The sequence below is a fragment of the Streptomyces sp. NPDC058872 genome (assembly GCF_042743065.1).
Taxonomy (GTDB): Bacteria; Actinomycetota; Actinomycetes; order Streptomycetales; family Streptomycetaceae; genus Streptomyces.
Window position 1 is genome coordinate 1 of record NZ_JBHYMK010000044.1, and the last position, 16,903, is coordinate 16,903.

At 71.8% G+C, this 16,903-nt stretch carries 9 protein-coding genes; 6 read left to right on the top strand and 3 right to left on the bottom strand.

What is annotated here, in order from left to right; translation table 11 throughout:
* Window positions 1–118: 118 nt before the first annotated feature.
* Complete coding sequence (locus ACFW22_RS25035; RefSeq protein WP_386408538.1) at window positions 119–811, bottom strand: hypothetical protein; 693 nt, start codon at window positions 809–811, stop codon at window positions 119–121.
* A 383-nt stretch (window positions 812–1,194) separates the two neighbouring features.
* Between ACFW22_RS25035 and ACFW22_RS25040 the strand changes: the two genes are divergently transcribed.
* The 3 genes from ACFW22_RS25040 to ACFW22_RS25050 all read left to right on the top strand — a co-directional run bounded on the left by ACFW22_RS25040 (window position 1,195) and on the right by ACFW22_RS25050 (window position 10,719).
* Window positions 1,195–2,469 (top strand): serine/threonine-protein kinase, encoded by a 1,275-nt coding sequence (locus tag ACFW22_RS25040; RefSeq protein ID WP_386408540.1) that lies wholly within the window; start codon window positions 1,195–1,197, stop codon window positions 2,467–2,469.
* A gap of 80 nt (window positions 2,470–2,549) precedes the next feature.
* On the top strand, window positions 2,550–5,519 hold the full coding sequence (locus ACFW22_RS25045) for a DEAD/DEAH box helicase (protein ID WP_386408542.1): 2,970 nt from the start codon (window positions 2,550–2,552) through the stop codon (window positions 5,517–5,519).
* A 13-nt stretch (window positions 5,520–5,532) separates the two neighbouring features.
* A complete protein-coding gene (locus ACFW22_RS25050) occupies window positions 5,533–10,719 on the top strand; it encodes a class I SAM-dependent DNA methyltransferase (RefSeq protein WP_386408544.1) in 5,187 nt (1,728 codons plus the stop codon).
* A 50-nt stretch (window positions 10,720–10,769) separates the two neighbouring features.
* Here the strand turns inward: ACFW22_RS25050 and ACFW22_RS25055 are convergent, their stop codons facing one another.
* Both ACFW22_RS25055 and ACFW22_RS25060 read right to left on the bottom strand, forming a co-directional pair.
* Window positions 10,770–10,973, bottom strand: a complete 204-nt coding sequence (locus ACFW22_RS25055) for a DUF397 domain-containing protein (RefSeq protein WP_386408546.1) — start codon at window positions 10,971–10,973, stop codon at window positions 10,770–10,772.
* On the bottom strand, window positions 10,970–11,848 hold the full coding sequence (locus ACFW22_RS25060) for a helix-turn-helix domain-containing protein (protein ID WP_386408548.1): 879 nt from the start codon (window positions 11,846–11,848) through the stop codon (window positions 10,970–10,972). The genes ACFW22_RS25055 and ACFW22_RS25060 overlap by 4 nt, the downstream gene beginning before the upstream one ends.
* 149 nt (window positions 11,849–11,997) lie before the next feature.
* On the opposite strand from ACFW22_RS25060, the gene ACFW22_RS25065 reads away from it, so the two are divergent.
* The 3 genes from ACFW22_RS25065 to ACFW22_RS25075 all read left to right on the top strand — a co-directional run bounded on the left by ACFW22_RS25065 (window position 11,998) and on the right by ACFW22_RS25075 (window position 16,870).
* Window positions 11,998–12,438 carry an ATP-binding protein gene (locus tag ACFW22_RS25065; RefSeq protein WP_386408550.1) on the top strand — a complete coding sequence of 147 codons (441 nt, stop codon included), beginning with the start codon at window positions 11,998–12,000 and terminating at the stop codon, window positions 12,436–12,438.
* 107 nt (window positions 12,439–12,545) lie between these two features.
* On the top strand, window positions 12,546–12,983 hold the full coding sequence (locus ACFW22_RS25070; RefSeq protein WP_386408552.1) for a hypothetical protein: 438 nt from the start codon (window positions 12,546–12,548) through the stop codon (window positions 12,981–12,983).
* Window positions 12,980–16,870, top strand: a complete 3,891-nt coding sequence (locus tag ACFW22_RS25075) for an AAA domain-containing protein (protein ID WP_386408554.1) — start codon at window positions 12,980–12,982, stop codon at window positions 16,868–16,870. The genes ACFW22_RS25070 and ACFW22_RS25075 overlap by 4 nt, the downstream gene beginning before the upstream one ends.
* Window positions 16,871–16,903: the final 33 nt, after the last annotated feature.

Sequence of the window (16,903 nt, forward strand, 5' to 3'; positions counted from 1 at the left end):
GCCCCCCCCCTCATACCCCCGCACCCGGGGGGGCGCGCGGGGTGTGTTTTATCCCCCCGCGGGGGGGGGGGGGGGGGGGGGGCCGCGGGCCCCCCCCCCCCCGCCCCGGGCCGGTCGGTCAGCGGCTTTCCACGAACGTCTTCCCCGCGTGGCCCTCGGCCCCGCAGGACCGCCGCTCGGCCTCGGTCATCTTCCGGGTCTTGACGACCACCGCGTTGTTCTTGCCGTCCGTCCCGTTCTTCGCGGGCCCCGTGATGGTGTCCTGCCAGAACCAGTAGTAGTGGCCCCACTTGCGGCTGTCGTAGTGGGTCTGCCAGGTGCCGGAGACCTGCTGCATGACCTGCGCGCGGGAGATCCAGCCGACCTCACCCGGCTTGACGGTCATGCTGAGGGAGTTGCTCTCGGTGTGGGTGCTCGACCAGGTGTGGCCGTACGTCGCCGTCACGCTCAGGTCGACGATGCCCGCGATCTTGCCTCCCGTCGTCACGGAGACGCCCACCGAGTCGGTGGAGCCGACCGAGTCCGACCAGCTCATGGTCTGGATGGCGTCCGACGAGCTGCAGTTGTACAGGGAGTCCGACACCTGGTGGAACTTTCCGAGGTACGCCTCGCCGAGCACCGGGGTGTTGAACGTGCACTTGCCGAGACCGGAGGCGCAGTCGGCGGTGAGCTCCTGCCGGGTGGGGTGGTCGGCGGCCGCGGCGGGCGAGGCGGCGATGGCCAGGCCGGCGCAGGAGGCCAGGGCCAGGGTGGTCAGGCGGGCGGCGGTGCGCCTCCGGCGTATGGCGCGGGGGCGTGACGTCGTCGTCATGGAGTGTCGTACCTGCTTTCGGATGTGCTGGGGGGGTCGGAGCAGAGCCGCACCCACCACATGTGCGCACGGCTCCAACTCCGCCTGGTGCGCGAGGGATTGTGTCAGGGGCCAGCTCCACCACGCACGTGCATGAGCGCGATCCGGCCATGCGCCAGCGACACGTGATGATCGGACGGTCGACGGTGAGCGGGCGGTGAGGTGGCAGCGGGTGGGCGTCAGCGGTGGAGCGAAGGATGTCCTGGCAACGGCGCTCCCCCGCCGGGCCCGTTGCGCAGAAGTTCCCCTCCGCCGGTACGGGACGGGGCGCCGTCCGGATACGGTGAGCGGTACGCGCGAACCCGTCAGCCCCGTCCCCACCCGTCCGAGCAGGAAGGCCACCGGTGCACATCGCTCCCCTGAGCCCGCACGACCCCGCCGAGCTGGGCGGTTTCGAGTTGCTCGGCCGCATCGGGCAGGGCGGCATGGGACAGGTGTACCTGGGCGAGTCGCCCGGCGGGGAGCCTGCCGCGATCAAGGTCATCAAGCCCTCGGTCGTGGACTCCGAGACCCGGCAGCGCTTCGCCCAGGAAGTGGAGATCCTCAAGACGATCTGGGGCGCTCGGATCGCGGCGCTCCTGGACGCCGACGCGGAGGCCGATCCGCCGTGGCTCGCGACCGAGTACATCGAGGGCCCCGACCTGAGCCGTCACGTGACACGTCACGGCGCGCTCCCCCCGCTGCTCACGGCCTCGCTCGGGGCGACCCTCGCCGAAGCGCTCGCGACCGTGCACAAGCAGGGGCTGCTCCATCGCGACCTGAAGCCGGCCAACGTGCTGCTCGGCCCCAACGGGCCGAAGGTCATCGACTTCGGGCTCGCGGTCTTCGCCGAGTCCAGCGCGTCGCTGACCGCGCCCAACACGGTGGTCGGCACGCCGTCGTGCATGCCGCCGGAGCAGGCGCGCGGCGACCGGCCGCTGACGCCCGCGGCCGACGTGTACGCGCTGGGCGCCGTGATGCTGTTCGCCGTCACCGGCCACCTCCCCTACCAGGCGGCCAACATCAACGTCCTCTTCCACCAGGTGACCGATCCGGACACGGCGCCCGACCTGTCGGGCGTCCCGGACGACCTGCTGCCGCTGCTGACCGCCATGCTGGCACACCGGGCCGGGGACCGGCCGGCCCTCGGCGAGGTCGTCCAGCGGTGCCGGACGCTCATCGAGGCCCAGGGCGTCAAGGTCGCCCAGGCGCGACGGCGACTGACGACGCACACGGCGGCCCCCGCCTCCGAACGGGAGGTCCTGCTCCCCACGGTCCTCGCGCCGGCCCCGCCCGTCGCTCCGGGCGACCTGCCGGACACCGAGCCGTACGCGCCGGCGGCGACGACGCTGGTCCTCCCGCCCGGTGCCCCGGAACCGACCCCGACCCTCGTCGACCGCCCCGCGCCGGGCCCCGGCTCCCCCGTCGCTCCGCCTCCGGCCGCACCGACCACGCCGGCATCCCCCCCGGCGCCCGCTCCGGACGCCGATGCCGTGCCGAAGGCGGAGCCGGATCCTGCTGCCGCGCCGGCTCCCGCTCCCCGGCCCCGGAGCCGTTCGGGGCAGCGGCTGCACTCCGCCCAGGCCCGGATCACCGCGCAGCGGCTCCGCGAGGTCTACGCGGCGAGCTCGGCCTTCTGAGCCCGGCCCTCCGCCCCTGGCAGACCCGCGATACTGGAGGGCCTGCCCCATCCGTCACGAAACACCACAGGAGGCGCCGGGTGACCGCCGTCCAGACCAGTCCCGAGCAGAACGGCGACGTGCCGGACGCGGCGGGGCAGGAGCAGTTCCCGGCCGGCGCGCAGGTCCTCGTGCGCGACGAGGTGTGGCTGGTCAGGAACGCGGTACCGACCAGGGACGACGGCAGCCGGGTGGAAGTGGTCGGGGTGTCGGACTTCGTCCGCGACCAGGAGGCCGTGTTCTTCACCCGGCTGGACACCATCGAGCTGATCGACCCGCGGGACACCCGGCTGATCGCGGACGACTCCCCGAACTACCGGCGCTCCCGGCTGTTCCTGGAGGCCGTGCTGCGCCGCACCGCCCTGCCGCAGTCCGAGCGGCGGCTCGCCCTCGCGGACTCCTTCCTGCTGGATTCGCTCCCCTACCAGCGGCGGCCCGCCGAGCTGGCCCTGTCCGGCGCCAATCTGCGGCCGCGGCTGCTGATCGCGGACGTCGTGGGCCTGGGCAAGACGCTGGAGATCGGTCTGACGCTCGCGGAGCTGATCCGCCGCGGCCGGGGCGAACGCATCCTCGTCGTCACCCCCCAGCACGTCCTGGAGCAGTTCCAGCACGAGCTGTGGACGCGGTTCTCCATTCCGCTGGTCCGGCTGGACTCGGTGGGCATCGAGCGGATCCAGCGGGAGATCCCGGCGGGGCGGAACCCGTTCACGTACTTCAAGCGGGTCATCGTCTCCATCGACACGCTCAAGAACACCGACCAGTACCGCCACCACCTGGAGCAGATCCGCTGGGACGCGGTCGTCATCGACGAGTCGCACAACCTGATCAACCGCGGCTCCCTGCGCAACCAGCTCGCCCAGACCCTGGCACCGCGCACCGACGCCCTGATCCTCGCCTCCGCCACCCCGCACAACGGCGACGCCCGGTCGTTCGCCGAGCTGATCGGTCTGCTGGACCCGGCGGCGATCCGCGATCCGGAGAACTACCGCGCCGAGGACATCGAGCACCTCTTCATCCGCCGCACGAAGATCAGCACCGAGGTCCGGGAGCAGATGAAGGGGCAGTGGGCGGACCGCGGCCCCTCCCAGGCGGTGCACTGCCCGGCCACCCCCGCCGAGGAGAAGGTCTTCGAGGAGCTGGCCGCCGTCTGGCTGCCCGAGGACGGCCGCCCCTCGGTGAGCTCGGTCCCGCTCTTCCCGTACACCCTCCTGAAGTCCTTCCTCTCCTCCCACGCCGCGTTCCGGGCCACGGTCACCGCCCGCACCAAAACCCTGGAGAAGAAGGACGACCCGCAGGGCACGGCGGCGGAGCTCGCCGCCCTGCGCCGACTGACCGAGCTGACCGCGGACCTGACCGAGGCCGACTCGGCGAAGTTCGGCGCGCTCGTCGAGCAGCTGAAGGAGATCGGGGTCGGCCCGGCCTCGGACACCCGCGTCGTGGTCTTCTCCGAGCGCGTCCAGACCCTGGAGTGGCTCGCGGGCGTCCTGCCCGCGGCCCTCGGCTTCCGGGGCCGCGCGGCGAAGGAGTCCCTCCGCGTCATGCACGGCGGCCTCTCCGACGAGCAGCAGATGCGGGTCGTGGAGGAGTTCGGGCTCGCCGGAGCACCGGTACGGATCCTGCTGACGGGTGACGTGGCCTCCGAGGGCGTCAACCTGCACCGCCAGTGCCACCAGCTCGTGCACTACGACGTGCCCTGGTCGCTGATCCGCATCGAGCAGCGCAACGGCCGCATCGACCGCTACGGGCAGGCCCACCCGCCGCAGTTCCACGCCCTGATCCTGACCAGCGGGACCGAGGGCGCGAAGGACGACACCCTGGTCTCCGAGCGGCTCCTGGAGCGGGAGGACCAGGCGCACCGTTCGCTCGGCACCGCCGAAGCCGTCACCGGCCTCTACCGCGCGGAGGCCGAGGAGAAGTCCCTGATCCAGGATCTGCTGCGCGGCCGGACCGTGGACGAGTCCCTCGACGGACACCGGTCCGACGAGGACGCCGGCACGGCGGCGATGGACGACTTCCTCGCGGACTTCTTCGGCGCGGTCGGCGAGGACCCGGACGCGCCGGCCGGAGCGCAGGCCGAGGCCGCGGGGTCCCCGGCCGGGACGCCCGGAGGCGGAACGCCCACGGACGCGGGCACGGCGACGGGCGCCGTCCTCCCCCGCCTCTTCGACTCGACCGCCCACTTCCTCGACGAGGCGCTCCGCGAGGTCTACCCGGACGCCCGCGAGCGGCTGGACCTCGACCGCGACGAGCAGTCCGGCCTGCTGTCCTTCCGCCCGCCGGCCGACCTGCTGCACCGCCTCAAGGCACTGCCCGTGGACTACCTGCGGGAACAGCGGCTGCGCGAACGCCTCCTGGTCACCTTCAACCGGCGCCTCGCCCAGCACTCGCTCCAGCGGGCCCGCGAGGCGGGTTCCACCTCCAGCTGGCCGGAGATCTCCCTGCTGACCGATCTGCATCCGGTCGTCGAATGGCTGACGGACAAGGTGCTGGTCCGGCTCGGGCGCCAGGAGGCGCCGATGATCACGGCGAACGTGGCGGAGCCCGTCTTCCTCGTGCAGGGCGTGTACTCCAACACCCTGGGCAGGCCGACGGTCGTCAAGTGGATGGGCGTGACGCGGCACGGGGCGGTGGACGACGACATGGTGTCCCTGCTGCGCCGCTCCGGAGTCGGCCCGACGATGGCGAACGAGCTCCGCTACCGCGACCCCGCCCCGCTGGCCGAGGCCGTCCCGGACGCGCTCGCCGCCGCCGAGGCCTTCATGGAGCGGCACCGGGACGCCTGGGACCGTCCGCTGCGCGAGTCGATCGAGCGCCACAAGCTGCGGCTCGGCGACTGGGAGCAGCCCACGCTCGCGGGCGAGCAGACCAAGCGGCGGCTCACCGACCTGGCCGACGACCTGCTGACCACCGGGCAGCGCCCGATGCTGAGGGTCCTCGCCGTCCTGCTGCCCGATCCCGACGCCCCGCCCGCCGCCCCCGTGTCCCCGTCCGCCGCGCCCGCCGCCCGCTGAGAGAGCACCTGCCATGACGTACGACTCCCTGGTGAACCGCGGCGACTACTTCTCGGCCCACTACCTGGCCGAGGTGCTGCCCAAGGACCTGAAGACGGGCCTGCTCCAGACGTGGAAGGAGCGGGAGGAGGCCGCCGGGCCGCCGGCCGGGGCGGGCGGGCCGGCCCCCGCCGAGGACCCGGACACCGCGCGGGAGGACGCCGGCACGGCCCTGCCCGTCACCCCGCGGGCCGGGCTGCGGGCCCTGCGCCGCGACTACTTCCGGGCCCGGTCCTCCTTCGCCCTCCCCGAGGACGCCGAGGGCTCCGCCGCCACGCCCGACACCGGGAACGACGCGGCGACGTACGGCGCGCCCGCCTGGCGCGAACGGGTGCGCACGCTCAACGCCGACGTGCTGCGCGCGCTCGGCTACGACGCGAAGGCGGGCACGCTCACCGTGGAGCGGGCCGGCCAGAGCCACGAGGTGCCGGTCGCCCACGCCGAGAAGGGCCTGGTCGCGGTCGACTGCGGCTGGGCCGCCGAACCGGACGCCGCCCTCGACCCCGACGGCCCCGGCCGACTCCTGGAACCGGTCGCCCTCGACGGCTCGAACAGCCTGACCACCGGCTCCAAGCTGGCCTCGTTCCTCTTCGCCTGCGAGGACGCCCCCCGCTACGTCCTGCTGCTCGTCGGCGGCGTCGTCGTCCTCGCCGACCGCATGGTCTGGGGCGAGGGCCGCTATCTCGCGGTCTCCCTGGACCTCGCGCTCCAGCGCAACGACACCCGGGCGGGCGGCGAACTCGACACCGTCGCCGCGCTGTTCGGCGCCGACTCGCTCCGCACCCCCGAGGAGGGCGGCGAGAACCCCCTCGCCGCACTCGTCGGCAAGTCCACCAAGCACGCGGTGGGCGTCTCCGGCGAACTGCGCGACGGACTGCGGCTGAGCGTGGAGCTCATCGCCAACGAGGTCCTGGAGCGCCTGCGCGAGCAGGGCGTGCACCCGCAGGACATCGGCGAACTCCCCGAACTGGGCCGCCAGCTGACCCGCGAGTCGCTGCGCTACCTGTACCGCATCCTGTTCCTGCTGTACGCCGAGGCCCGCCCCGAGCTGGGCATCCTGCCGTCCGACTACCCCGAGTACCAGCTGGGCTACGGCCTCGGGCGGCTCGGTGAACTCGTCGCGGAGCGGGACCTCGTCGACGAGAAGTCCCGCCGCGGCTTCTACCTGTACGAGTCCCTGGACCTGCTGTTCCGCAAGGTCCAGGACGGCTACCGGCCGCGCCGCACGCACGGCGAGGCGACCGGGACGGCGGAGGCCGCCGACGCCGCCGCCCCCGGTGCGAAGACCAGCGAGGACCTCGGGCTGCGCTTCGAGCCGCTGCACTCCACGCTCTTCGAACGCGACTCGATCCGGCTGATCGGCGCGGACACCGTCACCGACCCCCGCCACGACGCCGACGAGGCCCTCGCCCGGGGCGAGTCCGTCCGCTACCTCGACACCCGGCTGCGCAACGCCACCCTGTACGAGGTCCTGCACAAGCTCATGCTCACCAAGGGCAAGAAGGGCGAGCGCGGCGGCTTCATCTCGTACGCGCAGCTGGGCATCAACCAGCTCGGCGCCGTCTACGAGGGCCTGATGTCGTACTCCGGCTTCATCGCGGGCGAGGAACTGTACGAGGTCGCCAAGGGCGGCGACCCGAAGGACGGTTCCTGGCTGGTGCCCAAGTCGAAGGCCGACGAGTACCCGGACGCGGTCTTCGTCCGGCGACAGGACCGGAACACCGGCGAGGAGCTGCGGGTGCGCTACGCCCCCGGCTCGTTCGTCTACCGGCTGTCCGGCCGCGACCGCCAGACCTCGGCCTCGTACTACACCCCGGAGTCACTGACCAAGGTCACGGTGCAGCTGGCCCTCCAGCACCGCCTGGACCAGGACGGCACGGTGACCGAGGCACGCGAGCTGCTGGACTGGAAGATCTGCGAACCGGCCCTCGGCTCGGGCGCGTTCCTCAACGAGGCGATCAACCAGGTCGCCGCCGAGTACCTGCGCCGCCGCCAGAAGGAACTGGGCCGCTCGATCGACACCGAGCAGTACGCCGTCGAGCTCCAGAAGGCCAAGGCGTACATCGCCCTGCACAACTCCTACGGCGTCGACCTCAACGAGACGGCGGTGGAGCTGGCCGAGGTCTCCCTGTGGCTCAACACCATGCACCCGGGCATGGAGGCCCCCTGGTTCGGCCTGCACCTGCGGCGCGGCAACTCGCTGATCGGCGGCCGGCGCGAGGTGTACGGCCCCGAGCGCCTGAAGAAGGGCGGCTGGCTGGGCACCACCCCGGAGCGCCACCCGCTGACGGACGCCCAGGCGGGCACACCGCTGCCGGAGGGGGCGGTGCACCACTTCCTGCTCCCGGCAAAGGAGTGGGGCGCGGTCGCCGCGGAGAAGGAGGCGAAGGCGCTCGCACCGGAGGCCGCCAAGGCGCTCGCCGCCTGGCGCAAGGCGGTCGCCAAGTCCCCGACGGCGAAGCAGACGGCCCGCCTGCAGGGCCTGGCGCGGCGGGCCGAGTACCTGTGGGACCTGGTGGTCCAGCGGCTGACGATCTCCGAGAGGGAGATCTCCCGACGCGTCGACGTGTGGGAGGCGGAGGCGGACTGGCTGCGCTCGCCGCGGGAAGCGGTGCCCCGGGAAAAGGTGCTGGCCGACCTGACGGCCGTGGACACCCCGTACTGGCGCCTGAAGAAGATCATGGACGCCTGGTGCGCGCTGTGGTTCTGGCCGGTGCAGGAGGCCGGGCTACTGAACGGCACGGACGGGCGGTACGAGCGGGCGGAGGCCGCGCCTGAGCGGGGCACGGCCGGTGCGGGGACCTCCGCACCGGTGTCGGCGTCGGACGTGATCCGTACGTACGAGGAGGTCGACCTCCTCGGCAACGTCACCGTGAAGGAGGTCAAGCGCGGCGACATCGACAAGCGGCGCAAGGGCAAGCGGCAGGGCGAGCAGGCCTTCGCGGGCCAGCGTCGCGAGGTCATCCCGCTGGCGGACCTGGACGACTGGCTGGACTTCGCGGAGGCCCTGCTCGGCACCCACGACGTGCCGGCGGAGTCCCTGGTCGCATCCTTCGATTCGCTCTGCGCGCTGGAGCAGTACGAGGACGAGCTGCCGGACTGGATGGGCATGGACCGCTCCTACTGGCTGGAGAGCCGGTTCCCGTGGGTGGGCGTCGCGAACGACGTGGCGGCGCAGCAGGGCTTCTTCCACTGGGAGTTGGAGTTCGCCCAGGTGTTCGGGGGGCGGGGCGGGTTCGATCTTCAGGTGGGGAATCCGCCTTGGGTGCGGCCGCAGTGGCAAGAGGGCCTGGTTCTGGCGGAGCTGGAGCCTTGGTTTGTCCTGGCAGAGAAGCCGGGAGCGGAGGAATGGCGCCTCTGCAAGGAAAATGTATTGAGCATGGGCATGGACCGCCGGGACTTCCTTCTCGTCGAGCTAGCCGCACACTCGGGGATCGTCGCCGTGCTGGGCAGCCCAGCTCTGTATCCGCTCCTCCTCGGCACCCAGGGCGATCTCTACCGCGCCTTCATGACACAGGTATGGCAGAACATCGGCCGGAATGGCAGTGCGGGCCTGATCCACCCAGACACCCACTTCGGTGGCGTGCGAGAAGGAGCCATCCGAGCCGCCGCGTATCGGCATCTCCGCGTCCACGCGCACTTCGTGAACTCAGCAAACTGGGCATTTGAAGACCTCGACCGCGCCCAGCAGTTCGCGATGCATATCTACGGGACTTCACAGGATCCTGACTTCCTACATCTCAGTGAGTTGCGCGATGCCGATGTCCTGCCCGATTCGCTGGCCCATGACGGACAGGGTTCGACGCCTGGCATCAAGCACAATGGCTCGTGGGACATCAGGCCACACCGCGAGCGCGTGGTGCATGTGAACACGAGTTTGCTGTCCAGCTGGCAGGCTCTGACGGGGTCAACCGGAGGAGCAGCACAAACGCCTCTACTGTATACAGTTCTTACTGGTGAACAAGGGGCAATCGAAGCGCTGGCGGCATACCAAAACAGCCTTGTCGACTACCATCCAATGATCACGCGCGGGTACGACGAAGCCAGCGGCAAGAAGGAAGGAATGATCCGCTGGGGTAATCAGGCTGTCTCGGAGCTTGGTGATGTAATTCTCCAAGGGCCCCACTTCGCATCAGCGCTTCCCTTTTCCAAGCAACCGAGAATCCCCTGCCGGAGCAACCGGGACTGGGACTTGCAAGCGCCAACAGAGCTGCCCGAGGCGTACATTCCTGTGACCAACCTAGTGCGGGCCACCGACGAGACGAAGTACCTCGCAGCGCAGGACTCCTGGCGCGGAAAGCCGTTCACCGCGTACTTCCGTCTGGCATGGCGCACCATGATCCCCGCTAACAATGCACGCAGCCTGCACGCCGCCCTTATCCCGCCAGGCCCTGCACATGTTCTAACCGTTCACTCGGCTGCCCTGGAGAACAACCTCCTGACTGTCCTCAACGCAGGCTTTTGGGCAACGCTGCCGCTCGACTACCTGCTGCGCGTCACGGGACGCGGGCACCTCCAAGTCGCCGAGGCCCGAGCAATGCCTGCCCCCGACCCGAAGCACCCTCTCGCTCCCGCCCTGGTGCTGCGTATTCTCCGCCTGAACGCTCTCACTTCCCACTACGCCCCTCTCTGGGAGGAACTGTTCGACCATACGTGGGCGGCGTACGAGGACTGGGCCAACCCTGACTGGCCATACCTCAAACCCCTCACCGCTGGAGTCGCCCCGACTTGGGACTACTCCACTCCCTTCCGCACCGAACACGAGCGCCGTGCCGCGCAAGTCGAACTCGATGCCCTTGTCTCTGTCTGGCTTGGCATCACAGCCGAGCAGCTTGTCTCGATCTTCAAGTCCCGCTACCCGCAGCTACACGACTACGAAGCCGTGACCTATTTCGACGCCAACGGGCGGAAGATCGCTGGCGACTTCAACACCTACGGCCACGGCCAGACCAAGCAGGACTACCTCGACCTCCTGGCGCACCTCGCCGACCCCGCCAACACCCCGCCCCCGGCCGGCTACGTCGCGCCCTTCTACAAGGCCGACCGTGAAGCCGAGATGCGGGCGGCACACGCGCACTTCCAGGCGCGGCTCGACAAGGAGATCGAGCTCGGGCGATGGACGCCTCCGGCGCGCAAGGCAGCCAGGGAGAACGCGGCGTGACATGGGGCTGCCCCGGACCCTTCGAGGTCCGGGGCAGCCGCGTCGTAGTTCTATCGGCTTGTGAAGCCGATGAACGTCGTCCAGGCGGACGTGCCGACCACGAGCCCAGGGCGGTCCGTGTCCTTGGAGTCGCGGACGTGGACGCAGTTGGGGCATCCGGCCACCTCAACGCACTGGCCGCCGTCTCCGGCGCTGTAGCTGCTCTTGAACCAGGCAAGCGTGTCGTTCTCGTGCCCGAACTTCTTCACGTTCATCGGTCTCCCAGCAACTTCTCGATCAGGGCCTGCGATTCCCACGGTGTGAGGGCCTGAGCACGCAGGCTGCCATACGTAGCCTCCAGTTCACGGACCTTGGCCCGCTCGGTGTGCAGACGGCTGTCGCTCTGCACCTCCGCGTAGGCAATCCTGCGCCCGTCCTTCATCTCCATCAAGGTGAACGGCCCTGCGAGGCCCGCGTGTTCCTCGCGATCGAGCGGCATCACCTGGATCTCGACGTTGCGTGACTGGCTGATCAATAGGATGTGCTCCAGCTGCCCTCGCCAGATGTCCCGTCCGCCGAGCCGCTTATGAAGAACAGCCTCCTCGATCACGAAGCTCACGTGTGGGTGCGGGCGCCTGGAGAAGATCTGCTGCCTGGCCAATCGGGCTGCGATCCGTTCCGCGATGACCGACTCGTCGAGGAGCGGCCTCCACATTCCGAACACTGCCCTTGCGCACTCCTCGGTCTGCAAGAGGCCGTTGACCACATGCGTGTCGTACACATGCAGCTCAACCGCCTCCGCCTCCAACCTGGCCGCATCGCGGAAGAACGCCGGGTACTGCGCCCGGGCCACCTCCTCCTTCATCTCCTTCAGGACCTCGCCCGCGTCCAGCAGTTCGTCCGCCTGGTCGATGAAGCGGGGCGGCGGCACGCGGCGGCCCTGCTCGTACGCCGCGATCGTCGACACGGAGTAGCCCAGCCGCGCGCCGAACTCGGGCCGCTCCAGGCCCGCCCGTAACCGGAAGCGTTTCAACTGCCGGCCGAAGACGCGGAGCATGCCCGAGCCCGGGTCCGGCGCGGGCCCGGCGCTCGTGTCGTCGCCCGTGCTCTCGCCCACGTCGTCGTCCGGTCGCTGGGTGGGTTCGCTCATGCCTGGCATCACCTCCACCGGCCAACGTCCCTGTTCGTCGGCCGTCACGCTCCGCGCCGCCTACACACCACCTCACGTCGCCTACCGCTACCGCCCGTAGGCGCGTCGTGTCTTGGTCACCGTAGGCGGGCGGCGGGAGCGTGGGCCCCATGAACAGCGAAACTTCACCCGCACCAGCGGCCCTTGAGTTCTCGATGCGCTTCACGTCCTCGCCGCGCGGCGCCCGTCTCGCCCGCCGTCTCGTCTCGCACCGTCTCGACGCCTGGGGCCACCCCTACGCGTCCACCGCCAACGAGACCCTGACGCTGATCGCCGCCGAGCTGACCGGCAACGCCGTGCGCCACGGGCACGTGTCCGGCCGGGACTTCCACCTCCGGCTCACCGGCACGGCCGACACCCTGCGGGTCGAGGTCACCGACACCCGTACCGAACGCGTACCGCTGCTCTCCTCCCACGAGCCGCCCGGGGACGCCGAGTCGGGGCGCGGGCTGTTCGTCGTGGCGCGGCTGGCGAGTCGGTGGGCGGTCGCGCCGCGCGTCGGCGCACCCGGGAAGACCGTCTGGGCGGAACTGTGCGTTTCACGCCAATGACCAGCGGGTTTTCGGCAAGGGGTGGTCCGGCTGTCAGTCCCTGACGTTAGCCTCGTCGGTCCGTGCGTCCGTGTACACCGCACGGGGAACCAAGGGGGACACCGAACGTGCGCACCACCCACACCGACCCGGCCGCCGGCTACCGCGTCTCCATCGTCGACGAGGACCCGCTGCGCGCCCGGCGCGAAGCCCGCGAACTGCTCGCCGCCCTCGCCGAGGCCGACCCGGGGGCCGTCCTCGACGTCCCGGGCGGCCCGCCGGCGACCGCCGGTGACACCGACAAGGGCGGTCCGGTCGCCGACCTCGTCGGGCTGCTGTTCAGCGGTGGCTCGCTGGCCGCCGCCGGGATCCAGATCTGGCTGGCCCGGGTCCCGCAGCGGACCGTGGTCGTCACCCGGCCCGACGGCGCGACGCTCACCATCTCCGGCAAGCAGGCCCGCGCGGACGACGCGCAGATCGAGCGCTTCCTCAAGGAGACCCAGGGCCCGGCGAACGGCGACGGCACCAGCACCAGCGGCGACGAGGACGGGCCGGGCGCCGCGTGAGCGACAACGACCGGTACGCCATGCTCATCGGCGTATCCACGTACGACAGCGAGCGCTACCACGATCTGCCGCCGGTCCGGGCGGACCTGCACTACATGCGGGCGGTGCTGGAGAGCACCGAGATCGGCATGTACAACGAGTGCGCGATGGTCGCCGAGCCGACGCGCGCCGAAATGCTGCACGCCATCGAGGAGTTCCTGGAGGAGCGGCAGTCCAGTGAGACGGCCCTGCTCTACTTCAGCGGGCACGGGGAGTTCTGCGAGGCCGACGGGCAGCTGTACTTCCTCACCCGGGACGCCGACCCGGACGACCTGCCGGGCACCGCCGTGCCCGCCGAGTTCCTGGAGCGGATGCTCCAGTCCTGCCGGGCCTCCTCGAAGGTCGTGCTCCTGGACTGCTGTTCCAGCGGCTCCGTCGTCCAGGGCTGGACGGCCAAAGGCGCTTCGGACGAGGGTCAGCGGCCCGCGCCCAGCACGCTGCTCCGGCCGACCGGCGTGTACTTCATCACCGCCTCGGACGCCCTCCAGGCCGCCTCGGCGATGGCACCGGCCGGGTCCTCGCTCGGCACCTCCCGGTTCACCGGCGAGATCGTCGAGGGGCTGCGCAGCGGGCGGATCAAGGACAGCGGCTGGATCACCCCCGACGACCTGTTCGCGTACCTGACCGCGCAGATGGTGCGCAACGGCGTCCCGGAGGAGCAGCGCCCCACCAAGTCCACCATCCGCGCGACGCACTCCCTCCCGCTGGCCCGCTCGGTGGCGCGGTCCGTCCAGCTGCCCGCCCCGCCGGCCGACGCGGCCGGGCCCGCCCCGGTCTCCCCGGCGCTGCGGAAGGCGCGGCTGCTGGCCGGGCAGGACGCGCAGGACGGCGTCGACCCTCAGCGGCTCCTGCGCTACTACGCGCACTGTCTGGGCGCGCAGGCGGCGTCGGGGATGCTGCCCGACCGGGACGGCGGCCGTGGCTCGGCGTACTTCCTGCTCGGGCAGGGGTCGGAGACGATCCAGTCCGGCCTCGGGTCCGGCCTGCCTGCCCCCGCCCAGCTCCCCCGGCCGAAGAGCAGCGGCGCCACGGTCGACGCGTCCGCGCTGCAGGAGTACTGGTACGGCTATCCGGCCGTCACCCTGCCCGAGCGCGGCCAGGGCGGCCGGGGGCGGGCCGCGGTGCGGATCGCGCCCCTGCTGATCCAGCCGATGGAGCTGGCGCCCGACGAGGACGGCCGTGACCGGCTGCGGCCGAGCGGGGTGCCGTCGCTGCACACCGGGGTCGTGACGGAGCTGCTGGCGGACGACGCCGCCGCCGAACTGCTGGCCGACTGGCAGCCGAGCTGGCAGGAGGGCAACGGCGCGCAGATGGTCAGGGCGGTGCGGGAGCTCCTGACGCGGCTCGGGCTCCCGGAGCTGGAGCCGCTCGACCTGTCCGCGCTGAGTGAGCGGTCCGTGATGGACTCCCTGCGGCCCGGCGCCCACAACGCCGCCGTCCTCCTCGCGCCCTCGGGGGTGGAGCGGCTCGCGACCGAGGCGCTCGTGGACAACCTGCTGCAGATCTCCACGCGCACCGGGCAGATCGCCGGCACCGCGCTGGACGCGCTCCTGACGGGCGGCGGTGGCGGCGAGAGCAACGGTGACGGCGGGGACGGCGGCGGGGGCGAGGCCCTGGTCGTCGTGTCGCCGGGGCCGTGCAACGAGAGCCAGCAGCGGGTGGTCGCGTCGGCGATGACCCGGCCGCTCACGGTCTCCACGGGACCGCCCGGCACCGGGAAGAGCGAGGTGGTGACGGCCGTGGTCGCCACCGCGGTCGCCGCCGGCCAGTCGGTGCTGGTCGCCTCCACGAACAACGAGGCCGTGAACGTGGTGGCCGAGCGTTGCGACGCGATCTCCCCCGGGCTGCTGATGCGGACGGGGAACGCGGAGGCGCTGGAGCGCGAGGCCGCGAAGCTGGAGCGGCTGCTCGCCGAGCCGGTCGAGGCCCCCGCGCGGGGTGCGGCGACGGTCGCGGGCGAGCTGCGGAACCGGCATGGCCGGGCCGCCGCGCTGCGGGCGGAGGCGGCGCGGCTGATCGGCGAGGAGGCGCGGCTGCTCGGGCTGCTGCGGGAGCGGGACAGCCGGGCGGACGAACTCGGACTGCCCGTGGAGCTGGTGGAAGGGGCGTGGGCCGAGGACGGGGTCGCCGCACTGGCCCGCTGGGAGCAGCGGGCGCGGAAGGCCGCCGCCGCAGGCTGGTTCGCCCTCGGCCGGTGGCGCAGGGGGCGGGCGCTGGCCGCGTTCGCCGCCTCGGCCGGGGAAGCGCCGGCGGGCCCGTGGCCGGCCTGGGCGGTGGAGCGGCCCGTACCGGCCGGGCTCCTGCTCGACCTGGCGGAGCTGTCGTCCGTGGAAGGGGCGATCCGGGAGCTCGTCCCGCAGCTCCTCGACCGGGACGAGGAGGAGCTGAAGCGGGCGCGGCTGGAGAGCGGTACCGGGCTGTCGGAGACGTCGGCCGAACTGGCGCGGGCGGTGGCCGCCGAGGCCATGGCGCGGGGGCGCTCCCTGATGGGCCAGCGGCTGCAGGCGCTGCGCCGGCGGTCCGGCTTCCAGAAGAGCCAGCGGAACCTGATGGCGCACCTGAAGGGGTGGGCGATCAGCACGCACTCGGTGCGCCAGCTCGAACTCGCCCCGCAGCTCTTCGACCTCGTCGTCATCGACGAGGCGAGCCAGTGCTCCATCCCCTCGGTGCTGCCGCTGCTGTTCCGGGCGAAGCGGGCGCTGATCATCGGTGATCCCATGCAGCTCGGGCACATTCCCGGGATCACGGCGCAGCAGGAGCGGCAGGCCCGGGTGCGGGCGGGGCTGAGCGCGGCGCAGCTGGAGGACCACCGGCTCGCGTACCACGTGTACGCGTCGTACCACGCGGCCGCGCAGCACGGGGAGGCGGCGCTGCTCCTCGACGAGCACTACCGGTGCCATCCGGCGATCGCGGACGTCGTGAACGGCTACTGCTACGCGGGCCAGTTGCAGGTCCTCACCGATGTCCGCAGGCAGGTCCCGGCGCTCGACCCGGCGGGGTCGGCGGATCCGGCTCCCGTGCTGGGCTGGGTGGACGTGCCGCACGGTGAGTCCGCGCGGGGCGCGGGCGACCGGTCCTGGCGGAACGCGGCGGAGGCCGCGCGGGTCCGGGAAACGGTCGACGAGCTGCTGGCGCGGCTTCCCGAGGAGGCGACGGTCGGGGTGGTGACCCCGTTCCGCGCCCAGAAGGAGGCGCTGGCGCGCGTGTGGGCGGACGACGACCGGGTGAGGGTCGGTACCGTGCACGCCTTCCAGGGCGGACAGCGGGACGTCATGGTCCTCAGCCCGGTGGCCACCGGCAACACCCCGCCGCGGACGACGCACTGGGTGTCCCGTCAGGTCAACCTGTGGAACGTGGCCGTCACCCGGGCGAAGTCGCAGCTGATCACGGTGGGCAGCCAGGGCTTCTGGCAGGGGCAGGCGGGTCTGCCGGCGCTCCTCGCGGACCGCTCCGAGGTGCTGGGCGCGGACTCCTCGGCCGGTGCGGGCGGGTTCGTGTCGGCGCAGCCGCGGACCGGGGTGCGGGCGGAGCTCGCGGACCGGCTCCAGGAGTACCTCGGCAGCCTGGGTGTCACCGATCTGGAGCGCGAGGCCGTGGTCGGCGGGCACACCGTGGACCTGCTGTTCACCGTGGACGGGGCGAACACCGCGGTGCTCATCGACACCGGCGCGGAGCACGACCGGGACCCGGCCCGCCATCTGCGGCTGACGCACGCCCGTGGTGACCTGCTGCCCGGTCTGCCGTCCGGCGGCGCCGGAGCGAAGCCCGGACCGGTGGCGCGGACGGTCCGGGTGCCGGCCTGGCGGATCCTGGCCGGTGAGGCGGCGTTGCAGCCGCTCTTCGCCTGAGCCCGTGTCCGGTGCGTCCCCGGTCCCGGGGGT